Origin of the sequence: Sporomusa rhizae (genome assembly GCF_041428845.1) — a bacterium.
GTDB lineage: Bacteria > Bacillota > Negativicutes > Sporomusales > Sporomusaceae > Sporomusa > Sporomusa rhizae.
In genome coordinates, this window is the sequence record NZ_CP156925.1 from 3,431,198 (window position 1) to 3,444,903 (window position 13,706).

13 protein-coding genes are annotated in these 13,706 nt (G+C 40.7%); 2 read left to right on the forward strand and 11 right to left on the reverse strand.

Annotation, left to right across the window (positions count from 1 at the left end; all coding sequences use genetic code 11):
• Nucleotides 1-67 precede the first annotated feature (67 nt).
• The 11 genes from SRRS_RS16200 to SRRS_RS16250 form a co-directional block, all read right to left on the reverse strand.
• Entirely contained in the window at nt 68-1,159 is a 1,092-nt protein-coding gene (locus SRRS_RS16200) for a DUF4434 domain-containing protein (protein WP_371361975.1), read from the reverse strand.
• Between the two features lie 16 nt (nt 1,160-1,175).
• Entirely contained in the window at nt 1,176-2,162 is a 987-nt protein-coding gene (locus SRRS_RS16205) for a 4Fe-4S binding protein (RefSeq protein ID WP_371361976.1), read from the reverse strand.
• Nucleotides 2,163-2,197: 35 nt separating this feature from the next.
• On the reverse strand, nt 2,198-2,386 hold the full coding sequence (gene tatA / locus SRRS_RS16210; protein ID WP_371361978.1) for a twin-arginine translocase TatA/TatE family subunit: 189 nt from the start codon (nt 2,384-2,386) through the stop codon (nt 2,198-2,200).
• A gap of 45 nt (nt 2,387-2,431) precedes the next feature.
• Nucleotides 2,432-3,631 (reverse strand): MFS transporter, encoded by a 1,200-nt coding sequence (locus SRRS_RS16215; protein ID WP_371361979.1) that lies wholly within the window; start codon nt 3,629-3,631, stop codon nt 2,432-2,434.
• Between the two features lie 5 nt (nt 3,632-3,636).
• Nucleotides 3,637-4,326, reverse strand: coding sequence for a Crp/Fnr family transcriptional regulator (locus SRRS_RS16220; RefSeq protein WP_371361981.1), 690 nt, complete (start codon nt 4,324-4,326; stop codon nt 3,637-3,639).
• 256 nt (nt 4,327-4,582) lie between these two features.
• Nucleotides 4,583-5,395, reverse strand: coding sequence for a dimethyl sulfoxide reductase anchor subunit family protein (locus SRRS_RS16225; RefSeq protein WP_371361982.1), 813 nt, complete (start codon nt 5,393-5,395; stop codon nt 4,583-4,585).
• 10 nt (nt 5,396-5,405) lie between these two features.
• Nucleotides 5,406-5,969, reverse strand: coding sequence for a 4Fe-4S dicluster domain-containing protein (locus SRRS_RS16230; protein ID WP_371361983.1), 564 nt, complete (start codon nt 5,967-5,969; stop codon nt 5,406-5,408).
• A 13-nt stretch (nt 5,970-5,982) separates the two neighbouring features.
• Nucleotides 5,983-8,382 carry a molybdopterin-dependent oxidoreductase gene (locus SRRS_RS16235; protein ID WP_371361984.1) on the reverse strand — a complete coding sequence of 800 codons (2,400 nt, stop codon included), beginning with the start codon at nt 8,380-8,382 and terminating at the stop codon, nt 5,983-5,985.
• Nucleotides 8,383-8,715: 333 nt separating this feature from the next.
• Nucleotides 8,716-9,297 (reverse strand): flavodoxin family protein, encoded by a 582-nt coding sequence (locus SRRS_RS16240; protein ID WP_371361986.1) that lies wholly within the window; start codon nt 9,295-9,297, stop codon nt 8,716-8,718.
• A gap of 75 nt (nt 9,298-9,372) precedes the next feature.
• Entirely contained in the window at nt 9,373-10,497 is a 1,125-nt protein-coding gene (locus SRRS_RS16245; protein ID WP_371361988.1) for a radical SAM protein, read from the reverse strand.
• Nucleotides 10,498-10,792: 295 nt separating this feature from the next.
• On the reverse strand, nt 10,793-12,265 hold the full coding sequence (locus SRRS_RS16250; RefSeq protein ID WP_371361989.1) for a pyridoxal-phosphate dependent enzyme: 1,473 nt from the start codon (nt 12,263-12,265) through the stop codon (nt 10,793-10,795).
• Nucleotides 12,266-12,890: 625 nt separating this feature from the next.
• On the opposite strand from SRRS_RS16250, the gene SRRS_RS16255 reads away from it, so the two are divergent.
• Both SRRS_RS16255 and SRRS_RS16260 read left to right on the forward strand, forming a co-directional pair.
• A complete protein-coding gene (locus tag SRRS_RS16255; protein WP_371361990.1) occupies nt 12,891-13,271 on the forward strand; it encodes a winged helix-turn-helix transcriptional regulator in 381 nt (126 codons plus the stop codon).
• Between the two features lie 120 nt (nt 13,272-13,391).
• Nucleotides 13,392-13,682: a hypothetical protein gene (locus SRRS_RS16260; RefSeq protein WP_371361992.1), complete on the forward strand. Its 291-nt coding sequence runs from the start codon at nt 13,392-13,394 to the stop codon at nt 13,680-13,682.
• Nucleotides 13,683-13,706 lie beyond the last annotated feature (24 nt).

The window sequence follows — 13,706 nt, forward strand, 5'->3', positions numbered from 1 at the left end:
AATAATGTACATTTTGTAAGACCCGCTTTTATTATTTAAGGACCTTGTCCCACGGCCGTCCCGTATGTTAAAGCTCATGGAGCGAATCAACATACTTTTTGTATTGGAGATATAGCATCCTATGCCCGTTATTAGGCGAATCATAATGATTAAAGCTAAAGCTCGTAAAATTGCTTACAAAGCTCCGTTCTGCGTTAATTTGGCTAATAACCCGCTGAATAGGTGCCGGTAAGAAGTCGGGAGTAAACGTCTCGAGGTCACTCCATAATTCTGTTTGCGGCCTGACTTCTGTTATCTTCGTTTTTAAAGCCGCCAGCCACTTTCCGATTTCCGTCACTGAACCATTTCCGCCACCAAATCCGTCTTGTAGCGCAATAATATCAATAGGCGCAGTTTTCAGTATATTTCCCCACATATTCGCGTAGTTAGAAGCATCCTGTCCTCTTTTTTGTGTAAAATAGGGAGCAATCATCACAGGCTTTCCTGTAACCTGATGAACCTCCTCGGCAACCTCCTTGTAGGCCGTAGCGATTCGGTTTTGCTTTATGCTATTTTGAAAATGAACGTTATCCACTTCCATCCAGATATAAAAACCGGCAATCGTATCTCCATAGTTGTCGCCATAGCGCTGCCATAATTCCTGAACTATGTTTTTGTTAAGACTGACCTCATGGGCCAGCCATTTTTCATCATTTGCATAATAGCGAAACCAATCATCATTAGCGGTAAGGCCTAGCCAAACTTTTATGCCTTTCTTATCCGCCTGGGCTAACGAAATTTTAACCATATCCTCGCGGAAAATTTGCGAATATCCGGGAAGCCCCGTCGGATAGCAAGCCCGTTTCGCCTTGGTATCCACAGTCCATTGCCATATTATGTGATTCATTGAGACCGCTTTCATCGCGTCATACTCTGCCGCAAAATCACGCTCTGTCCAATTTGTGACAAGGCTCGGCTGAAAAAAACTTCCCGCTAAGATTTGCGTATTAACTTTACTGCTGTTTATCACCCGCGGTTCCGCTGCCGCCGCTGAAGTTTTTTCTGGCGAAGCCAACGCAACACCGTTTACTAAGATCAAATATATTAAACTTCCGGCAAATCCCCGCTGGAGCCACTTTTTCACCTGAATTTTGAAAACCTTATTTTTCAGCCAATTCATGATATAACTCCTCTAGTCATCTATCATTCGTTAAGCATTCAAAGCAAAGCGAGTTATTACCAACTGGTTGATACACTTTATTACATTGCGGACAACGAGGCATATGATGTGTTGCGACATAAGTTATTTTCAAGCTATGTGCCGGAACTAGCGTTATTGCTTTTTGCGGGCAGTGGGCAACACATACTTCGCAACCAGTACAAGTAAGCGCCCTATGATAAAAATCTACTACTTCGCCTTGCTCTTTAATCTCAATTGCCTTTTGAGGGCATATCTTTGCACAAAGACCGCAGGCATGACAACTTTTCCCGATAGAAATAGCATTAAACAGGCTAGTTGGCATCATCTCCGGAAAAGAATGATACTTTACATAAGTACTAAAGAACTCCTGTCTGGGCAATAACTCTGCCGGATTGCCATCGCTTCTTACCACTTCGGTTATTACAGTCATAACATCACCAATTAAGCTGCCAAAGAACGCGCGGCGAGAAACGACTTTTTCTTTATGCGGATAATTACTTACAGCCTGACCTTGAACGATGGGGCTTTTACCGGAAGCATGTAAGAATATGTTCACATTATATAAAAGCCGTTGCAAATAATCGGCCACTTTAGGGTTACATTTAGAGCATCTCCGGTTATCCACGACAACCTTCCGCTTCCCTTTTCCACTATAAGCCATAGCCAAGAATAAACGAGTATCAAGAAAACCCAGACAAGGCCAGCAACTTTGTTTGTCCTGACGGCTGCAGCATAAGACTAGCGGAGAATCGGCCATATTAAGCATATTCTCCACGTCTTTCCTTGAATAATTCTCTCCTGCAATAGCCTCTGCCGGACAAACAGCCATGCACAGCCCACACTCATCACATTTACTCAAATCAAATTCCAGTTTCTCACTAATACATCCTTTAGAGCAAATTCGCGCACAGCGGCGGCATGTCATTTTCTTATAGCGAGTATTCAGACAAAGCTTCTTGTGTGGAACAATCTTCCCCGCCATAAGCTGCCTCCTCCTCAGAACAATTTTTCATAGCTTTACGATTTCTCACTATGTATGTCTATCGTTTTGGGAGATTCCTCTTTAGGTGGTGTGGTTGTTGCCCTTCTAAATTCCTGAATTCCCTTGCCAATAGCTTTACCTACTTCAGGCAACTTCCCTGGACCAAAAACCACTAACGCAATGACCAAAACCAAAACCAATTCCGGCATACTAAAATTAAACATAAAAACACCTCCGTTATCGTAACTTTTTGAGAAGTTAAGGTAGTGTTAAGCTGGTTGCTTACTATCTTTCTTTTCAGTAAAAAATATAAATAGGGCATAACCTAAATACAATACACCCATGACCTGGTAAAGAATGCTACCATTGCCTAGGCACGCCAATATAGTCCCAAATACCACACTACCAAAGGCAATCCCAAAATCTAATGCATTCTGCTGGAGAGAAAGTGCAGCAGTACATTCAGTCGACTCAACTTTTTCTGTCATCCAAGCCATTAAAACAGCTATGCTTCCATAATATCCAATACCTGAAAACAAGCCTGCAGGATAAAGAAAAAACAGCACATTCGGAAGAAGTGCAAACATAATTATCCCAATGCCTAAAGACATTAGGCAACAGACTATTAATTGTAAGCGCCCGAAACGATCGGATAACCAGCCAATAACGCCATTAGCAACCATTCCTCCTGCTGAGTAAAGCGTAAAAAAGAAACCGGCATTTATTGCACTGGCTTGTTCTTTTATAAACAAAGCAGCAAAGGACATAAAGACACCATAACTAATTGCCGTAGTAAATGTGGTTCCAAGAATTAAAGGACACTTTTTTAGCAAAGGCAGGAAATTGCATTTCTGCCGCAAACTCATGCTATTCTCCTTGCCGGCATGTTTTTCAGGACCAAGCACCGGCGCAGGAATGAAAAAAATTGCTAACAGACCTAAGAATGCTGATACTGCTATCCCTTGAAAAAAAGTGTGATAGCCATAATTCTGAATTAGAAAAAGCGCGATAACGGGTCCAACCATTAAAGAAAACGATGCCACCATTCGTAAGATACCAATATATACACCTTTGTTCCGGATACCCGCACAAGCAGCAGCCGTCGCAATAGCTGCTGGAAAGTAAGCTGCAAGACCAACCCCCTGCACTATACGCAAAACAAGCACTTGCCATACTTCTACTACATGTAAGAATAAAACAGACGTAGCTAAAAAGGAGATACTGCCCAAAAGCATTGTCATACGCCTACCATATGTATCGGCTAATGGACCAAAAAAAAAGCGCAGAAGTATAGCGGTAACTAAAAAAAGCATTGCCTGTACCCCCGCTAACGTCCCCGTCCCCCCCATAGCGGTTAGTAGTAACGGTATTACCACCATAAATACATTGTTATACATATAGATAAAAAATGCTGAAACCAGGAGGCTTAAATAATCCATACGCACTATACCAAGCTGTTTAATCTGCATTTATACTATCCTTTTTTCTTTGTTGTTTCACTCTTTAAACGATCTAGGTCAGTGATTATTAAGCTGCCTCTATGCTTCGTTATAATATTTTTCTTTTGAAATAAGGAAAGAGCATTGTATACGCTGTTACGACACGCACCAACCATAGCGGCTAACTCCTGATTATTAATTGGAATCAACACTTCGCCTTGTTCATTCTTGGGGTACTCATCGGCCAGAAGCACTAATAATCCTGCCAATCTCTCCATTGTGTTAAACAAGGAGAGATTAACTATTTCCTGAGCCTCCGTGGCCATATGGTGAAACAGATAGCTTGTCAACGCAGACAAATATTCATGATGCTTGGTAATAAAAGAATAAAGCTGAGAAAACTCAACGGCATAAAGCGTGGTAGGTGTAATGGCGGTCGCCGTCGTAACCGTCATTTTATTTTCTGCCAGATTTTGAAACCCCAACAGAGAACCGTTAGTATAAAAAAACAAGGCTTTTTCCCGTCCATCTTTGATAATAACATGCAATTTGATTATACCGTTCTTAATAAAATAACAATATGAATGCCGTTCCTTTTCGTGCCAAAGTATTTCTCCTTTTTGTAATTGCCTTAGCGTACTAGGAACAAGTTTTCTATCAAATATTTCACGCAAACAGGGAGATAAATCACATTCTTTTAGATACTGTTTCATAATTTTAGCCATGTTATCACCCTTTTTGATACAAACTAAAAATCAGCAGCTTTACGGATAAGATCAGTTAAATTCCAATATATCTTTATATAGGATACTAGTTAAACCCACTGTTGCACTCAAAATACTGATAAAAATCGGCAATCAATTTATTAATAACAAAGATTCCGGATGCAATGTAGAAACAGTAAAAAACTTAATACAAATTACTTCTAAATTATTAAATGCTTGAAGCAGGGAGACGACTCACTCCCTGCTTAGCTATTTTCTATAGATGCACTCCCTGCATAAAGAAAATCAATCGAGATAAGATTTCTCCAGCCAATACACAACCCAGAAATGACCAGCCTGCACACTTATTGCCCAATTCACCGCGCCAAGCTAAATAAGAAATAGCAACTGGCGCTAAAAGACCAATCCCCCATCGGGCAATGTCTAATCCTACGGTTTGTGGAAGGATAACATTCATAACACCAAGTTTTAACTGAACAGTAAAGGCGGCAGTTACAAGGATTTGAGCGGCAACAGCAATCAATGCCACTTTAACCATGGTTTTACGATTCGTTTCTTCCGCCTGCTGCATACTGGCAGCATAAACAACCGCTACTCCTAACAAAATAGAACTCCCAAAGAAATAGATTATCGTCATGCCGCTGTTCCAAGCAGGTATCCCGATTGCTCGCACATAGACTAACGAACAAGCAAGCAGAAGTAGGAACGAAGCAATACCTCCCAGAGTATAAAACACTTTTGGAACTTTTTGGCCTCGCCAAACTCGGAAAGCAACTAAGGTCAAGATAGCGCCAAACACCATCGACCAAATTCCTTCTTGGGCAATCATGGAACCTGGATTATAAAATGCATTTAGAAAACGAAAAGGCTTCCCAAGATGCGAGGCAGTTGCGATACTGGCTATGCCCAGGCATACCAGCAGCACCGGTAGTATCTGACGAGATGCCTTAAGGATGGCATTTTCTGAAGAAATACCGCTAAATCGCCAAAGAGCATACATAACAAATGTGCCTGTACATAAACAAATTAGCAATGTAAAAACAAAAAAGGGAAAATAAGTTGCTATCATAATTACCCCCCTATATGTAGTAAACAGAAGGTACTGTTCCAAATTGCGGATACAGAGGCTGTGCATGTTTGGCCGCAATCAATTTAGATAATTCGCTGTTGGGATCACTAATTAAACCAAAAATTCGGGCTTTGCCTGGACAAGCTTCAACACAATAGGGCACTTCACCCTTTTCAATACGCTCCATACAAAAAGTGCACTTTTGCATTACGTTTTTCACCTTATCCATTTTAGGAGCATTGTAGGGGCAAGCCCAGTTGCAATACCCACAGCCTATACAAATTTCTTGGTTAACTGAAACAATGCCGTTTGTGTCTTTATGCATCGCCCCCGTCGGGCAATTTTTGACACAGGAGGGGTTAGCACAATGATTGCACAAGACAGGACGAAAAGCAAGTACTGGATTGGGGTATTTTCCCGTTGGTTGATACATTACTTTACTGCCGATTGTTTCTACTCTATTCCAAGAAACATCTCCCGGTATCTGATGATTGATCTTGCAACAAACAACACAGGTTTGGCAGCCAATACACCTCGTTGTATCAATAATCATCGCATATTGTTTTTCTGACATAATTCACCCCACCTTATACTTTTTTAATTTCAACCAGCACATCACAAAATGCTGAGTTCGTCTGGCTGATAAATTCTTCGACAGGGTTAATCGTGAAGTGCGTTATATTCTGGAAGCTGCCTTCGATATACTGGTCTGGTGTCCAACCGTTTGCCAGAGCCACTATGCCAGGAGCAATCCCTTCCATTACAAATGCTTTCAGAATACAGTGCCCTCGATCATTGAAAACTTTGACTTTATCTCCATGAACAATCCCTCTGGCCTGAGCATCTACCGTATTGATTTGGACTTCCGGTTCAGAAGTAACCAGCTTCAAAGCCGGATAAAGCATATGCTGACTGTGTACGTTTAACCTGTCATGATAATTGATACAAACCAACGGGAACTTTTTACCCAATTCCCCCTGCGGATCTTCCAGCATACGTTTATAGGTTGGGACTTCTTCGCCCAATTGCTTTAACTTTTCCGTATAGAATTCAAACTTACCTGTTGGAGTTTTATATTTCTGATCCTTAAATGAAAATACGGGTTCAAAAATACCATCAGATCTGGCAAATATCCCTTCTTTTACGAACTTGTCCCAATTAAATGCGGCAAAGGCAGGGTGTTTTGATGTCATGAATGTCCGCACCCACTCCTCGTCAGTTTTATTCCATAAATGTCCTAGTCCGATCCGCTTTGCCACGTCTGTACATATTTCACAGTCTGATTTGCTCTGACCCATTGTAGCAATCGCTGGTTGATCAAGCATAACCCATGGGGAACGTACCAGTATATCCCAGACTTCCCAGTGAGTTTTTCCCGGTAAAACAAGATCAGCGTATTTACCAGTCCACGTCCAGTATGGATCCACATGGACGATAAATGGTACTTTAGGTAAAAGATCTTTGATGACACGATTAGCGTCTGGCGATTGATTTATAAAGTTAGATACACCAATCCAAAGGAATTTAATGTCACCATTTTCCATCTTGTTATAAAGGTTAGAGCTTTTTTCCTGGATAAAGGGTGCTCCTCCGGTATTGGACCACTCGGCAAAGTTAAAGTCAGGTACGTTAACACCAGGAATTGGATTAATAGAAGCTGTTCCTCCCATATGGGAAGCCCCACCACCCGGGACACCGATATACCCGGCTACAGCTGCCAAAGTTGCTACCGCACGGAAAGGTGCAAAAGAATTGTAGACCCTTTGCATTCCTTGCCCCATACGAATGCCAGCCGGTTTCATCGTCGCATACTCATGAGCAAGTTGTTCTACCGTTCTTTCTTCCAACCCGCAAATTTCCGCAGTTACTTTTATCGAGTATTTGGCTGCTTCTTTGGCCAAATCGACAAAAGAAGGATGGCATGATACACCATCTGGGCCAGTATAGTTTCCAGTAATGACCGGATCAGCACCCATCATTCCCATAGGCACAATACTATTGGAGTTATTATCCCAAATTGCATAGGAACCATTGATCCGTAGGTACTGCCCATTATCATCACGTACAAGCAGAGGTGCACAACTATTTGCTTTAAGCCAGGCCACGTCATGTAAATTGCGGGAAATCATATAGTTCATCATTCCCAAGGCAAGAGCCGGGTCAGTTTGCGGCCGGATGGGAATCCATTGATCAGCAACTGCCGCAGTACTGCTCTGGCGAGGATCAATCACTATTACTTTAGCACCGTTTTCTCTAGCTTTGATGAGATAGCGTAAATCACTGGTATGTGTATCGGCGAGATTACGCCCCCACATTATGATGAGTTTTGAATTCATATAATCTCGGGTATCATGACCGCCACGTTCCTGTCCATAGACCAGCCTCATACCCATACTGGCGCCATGGTCACCCATTAAACCTTCAGTAATATACGTTGTTCCACCAAAAGTCGCTCCCAGACGAGTAGTGGATTCCCAAGCAAGTTTAGCCAGGTTTCCAGACATTGTAAAGAAGGAGGCAGCCTGCGCACCATATTTTTCTTTGGTTTCCATAAGTTTGGCCGCAATTATGTCGTAAGCCTCCTCCCATGAGATTTGTTCAAACTTTCCTTCCCCCCGTTGCCCTACTCTTTTCATAGGATAAAGTACGCGATTCTTAGGATCTTGCAACCTCTGCGCGTAACTCATCGAACGCAGACAAGCGTTAGGATAATCATCCCTACCTGGAAAATCCCCCGGAGAAACTGCGACGATACGACCGCCTTTCACATGACCTTTAAGGTGGCAGCGCGAAGTACAGTTTACCGTGCAACAGCTATGAATGTATTTGATAGGTTCATCTTCTGCAGCATTTGCCGTATGGGCGTCAATGCCTAAAACACCAGCTGCACCCAATGAGTAGGTTACTGTGATGGCACCTACACCCTTAAGAAAAGTACGACGGGTTATTTTGTCATCTCTAAATGCTTTTTCAATTAAATCCTTCATTTTTTTCCTCCTTCCATCAGTTACTATTCGACATTATTCGAGTGCTTTACAGTTATTGTATCATTGTTACATTTACTCTTCTGCACAACATTGTGACTAACTAACTATAAATTTTTGCAAGAATCAATCAATTGAACTTTCGGGTTTATAGACTGAGCTCTAGACATATAAAAACCCCCTTAGTTGCAAGTTGTACGTTAATCATACTTCCTGTCTACTAAAGGGGTGGCATACCACTTGTTCATTTTACCAAAAATTCCACAGGGACAGCTTTTAATTCTCAACGCATCGTCCACTTTTTTCATAATCAATAGGTATCTTGCAATATCCTCATTATTCCGGGAATTGTTCCGAAACCAACGATGAGCCGATATCCTTCATGACAGTGTGCAGATCTTTTCTTTCCTGCGCTGGTTCATTTCGCATACCGGCAACGACTTGTACCTCTTTAACATCAAATTCCAGCAACTGAAATATGTTTTTCGTATAATCAAAATACAACTGGAACAGGCCGGGATCAGGATTACCCTGAGTAAACACAAGAATCAGCTTTTTTTGCGCGGCATTTTCTTCTTTGAAATACGGAGAAAATCGCGGAGAGAATCGCGCAAACAACCTGTCGGTGAATATCTTCGCCTGAGCACTCATCTGCCCCATGTAAACCGGCGAACCGAGAACAAGGGCATCGGCATGCTCAATCGCGTCATAAAGTTTCTGCATGTCGTCGTTGATAATACAACCCTGATCGCCCTGTTTGCAGCCATAACAACTCTGGCACGGTTTGATATCAAGATCGCTGGAATACCAGGATTGAGTTTCGGCGCCCTGTTCTTTCGCACCTTCGAGTATCTTGTTTACTGTCCAGGCGGTATTGCCTTCGTTCCGTGGACTTGCGATAAATCCGATGATTTTCATCTTTCCTCTTTCCTCCTTATCAACGGTTTGTTCTGTAGTTGTGTATTGATTGATTTAAACAACGATTTTGATATTCTAAAAATCTATAATTTCTGGTTTATAGTCGTCAGGCAATTCTTCTTCATTCAAAAATTTGAAATTGTCATCATTCAGTATTGGTATAAATATTTCGTATGGAATCATAGAAAACTCACAGGCATAATTACTGGCTCCGAACAACATACCCGCTTTGCTGTTCAAATTTAAGCTTCTTGCAAACTTTGTGTAGTTTGAGCAATCATGAACTGCTAAATCCCAGTTTTCTTCATCAGCTATTTTCATGAATTTCAGAGTTAATTCCCTACTCCAGATTGGAGATATATAGCCATGCCGGGAAATATACATATTTTCCCCATAATAATTACCTATGTTATTCTCATTTAAATGTAATTCCGCACAATTGATAAAATCGAGTTTTGTATCGAAGATTGCTTGCTTTTTCTTAAAAAACACTTCGAAAAACTCAGGAGTCATTGGAGTTTCGATACCTACACTTTTAATATATTTTTTCGCTAAGCCAATATTTTTAATTACTTTGTCCGAGCAATTAGAAGCACCCAGGTTGAAACGTATCTCATTAAGACCGGCTTCAGCTAATGCTTTCAATGTCTCTTCTGTAGCTAACGTGCCATTTGTGTATAAATGTTGATAAATTTGATCATCGCTAAATTTCTTTATAATCGAATAGTATTTTTCAATTTCCATAAAAGGTTCTAAAAAAACGTAGGAAATGCCAGTAGGTTTTTGATAAATGGAAAGCAGCAAATCAATATCCTTCTCGTAATATTTTGTGCCGCCAATTTCCCACATACCTTCTCCAACTGGATGAATATCTTCTAGTTCGCCATAATTATAACAGAACTTACACTCTAAATTACATTTGTTTGTTTTCCTAATTGCACTTAACCCAGTACCCAACAGGCAAGAACGACATCCTTGGGGGAATTTGCTTTCATTTCCCACAAAAAAAGTTCTATTTTCCAATGTTTTCAAGCCTCTAATTTCGGACATCAAGGTATCATTTCTTTGATCAACTGCTGCCTCAATCTGCGCAAAAGTAGAGTAAATGATTTCTTCATGTTTTATACTAATTTCCTCTTCCTCAGGCAATTGTGAAAAAAAATCAAACCATATCAACGCATCATTCTTGGAAATTTTCATAACGTATCCGCCTATCTACTTAATTTAATACTTCACATTATTCGTCAAGTGTGAATGCCATTTAAATTATACTGGGTTACGGATCAGTTTTCAACAATGCCGACAACTCCATCCCCAAAGATGCATCCACTTTCCACATTCGTAGGGCAATCAGGAAAGCGGCCCCAACCCTGCATTTTCAAGGGTTGAGGCCATTTTTCACCGTTACCAGTGGTACGGTGGTTGTTAAGTTATAGCAAGAAGAAGAAATATTAACACCTCTGTAATTTCCATTCAGGTATTTCCCGAATTGATATTAATTGTCAATCAGATAGTTAAATTGATTTATCAATTGATCTACTTCTGGTCCCATCTGATGCAGTCTCCCCCAGTAATTGTCATAATCATACCATTGCTCATTCAGTTCATTTACATCATACATTTGCTGTTCAATCCAGGTATAATACTTCAAATTGTGAATACGTTTCTTACCCTGATAAGTCAATTCTTCAACATGATCTGTCCGCAGCCCGAGCACTGATATTCCATGATCCAGCGCGGCATTCGCCAAAGTATATTTACCGTACTCTGTCTCCATTTCCGCCAGTCTCGATTGATACATTTCAGCAGAATCAGTAAGAACAGTCATGATAATATCGTTTTCGGTAAGCTCGTAGTATTTGGCGAACTTAATACAAGAGATAATATTGGCTGCGCCGGAAATGCCAACCCATGAGAGTTTTTCAATGGCGTCAGCAGAGATGCCGGTACTTTGTAAATATTTCCGACCTTCCGGTTCATTGAATAAGCGGAACATTTTTAAGCTGTCAATGTCATCAATACCGATAATCATATCTGTGTTCTTTACATTATGAATCCACGGCACATGTTTGTCGCCAATACCTTCAATGCGATGATCGCCAAACCCGTTGTTCAGCAATGTCGGGCACTGGACGGCCTCGCCAACAGCAAGTTTAGCACCGGGATAACGCTCTTTAAGAAAATCACCGCAACCCAGGATACCGGCTGATCCGGATGTCAGGCACACACCGGCCAGTTTTCCGTTTTTTCCGGCCTCGGCCCGAATAATCTCGTCCATGGCATTTCCGGTCACTTCGTAATGCCAGAGGTGATTACCCAGCTCACCAAACTGGTTAAAGATGACAACATTCTCTCTGGTTTTCTTCAGTTCCCACGTTTTATCGTAAATTTCTTTTACGTTGCTTTCACATCCCGGTGTTGCAATTACTTCCCCAGCAACCTTGCTTAGCCATTGAAATCGTTCTTTACTCATGTTTTCCGGCAATATAGCAATCGATTTGCAGCCAAGCAACGTAGAATTATAGGCTCCGCCCCGGCAGTAGTTTCCCGTCGATGGCCATACCGCTTCATGAAAAGACGGGTCAAATTGGCCTGTAATCAGTCTTGGTACCAAGCATGCAAAACTTGCCCCTACTTTATGTGCACCAATGGGAAAGAATTTACCTGCCATTGCAAATATTCTCGCCTTTACTCCTGTAATTTCACTAGGTATTTCCATGTAATTCGGTAAATCTTGATACAAACCGCCAGTTTCTAACGGCTCATTTTTCCAAGTGATTCTAAATAAATTAACAGGATCAATATCCCAAAGACCAGTCGTTTTCAGTTTCTCTTTAATTATTTTGGGAGAATTCTTAGGATTCTTCATCTGTTCCAAAGTTGGAATGCGTATATTCCGTTCCTTTGCTATCTGAGCATTTTTCTTTAGCTGTTTTTCATTTACCTCAAGGTTAATTAGTTTTCTCAATTTATAAACTCCTCTCTTTAAGAAAATGCTATGTCAAATATATATATATTGAATCTTCATTATCTATTCTTTATCGTTATACTTAAATTTTTTGTGCATTTAAAAACAGAGGACGACCTAAGTCAAACCTTGACCTAGGTCGTCCTCTATTAGCATTTTTCAGACACAAGGGCCACTAAGGAACGTCAGACTGTGCGAAACCAAAATTTCAACATTTATTCCCCCACGGAACTCAGCCTAACATCCTCTTTGTCTTTAAACCCAAGATTATACCTTAACAATTATTAAACAAGTTACATCATTACATTTATCCTGTATTACCGATATGATTTTTCCACTTTGTTGCATGGCGCTAATCGTTTTATTAGTGTAAGGATATTCCACTTCAATTGCAGCATACTTGAATGAAAACAACTTGAGGCTTTCAAGCAACTTATTAAGAAGTTGTTTTGCACCTTTCAATGGAGCGTTCCCTTGTTGCCAATATGCCGGAAGAAAGGCGATGCCAAGTCCTGCATTTACTAAGTAACTACTACGTGTGGATTTTATTATATCCCATTTGCGGTTGACACTATTACTTTCGATTGCTATAGTTACTATAAAATATAGAGTTAGGTGGCTTAGTATGAAATATGAACCCAAAATAGAAAAAGAGATTATGTGTCCTCTCGAATATGGGCTTAACATCTTTGGTGGCAAATGGAAATCAAGAATTATTTGTGTTCTATCTGCAAATAGTGTTATGCGTTACAATGAAATTAGAAAAGAGCTTGGCGATATAACCGATGCAGTGCTCGCTTCTATGTTGAAAGAGCTTATTGCAGATGAATTAATTAACCGAAAGCAGTATAATGAAATACCGCCAAAAGTTGAATATTCTTTGACTGAAAAAGGTAAGTCTGTATTACCAATTCTCCAGAGTATTTGCCTTTGGTCACGGCAACAAACAAAAGATCAATTAGAGAAAAAGCTCCCGCCCTGTAGGACGTGTGACCAGTTATTATAATGCCATTACTATGAAAATTATTAGTTACTTATAAAATTACTAATATATTTGCCTCTCCGAGTTGCTTTGTTATACTTTGACTGTGGTTAAACCATAAACATACTATATGGAGGGATTAACATGAGTGTAAAAGCATACTTGGAAATCACAATGGTAATTAACAACGCCAATCGTCCGGCAGCAGCAAAGGTCTATAAGGACTATCGGCAGCCTTTCTTAAACCAAATCAAAGGAGCGCTTACTAAAGAGCTTCTTATCCGCGACGAAGATGTACAGGTTCTTCATGGTTTTGATAGCGTTGAAAATGCAAAGGCCTATCTCGACAGCGAAATGTTTAAAAATGATGTATTTGTCGGGCTAAAACCGCTCTGGAGCGCCACCCCTGACGTAAAAATCTACACCGTCGCTTAAGAGGCGTAACCATCACAACCAAAA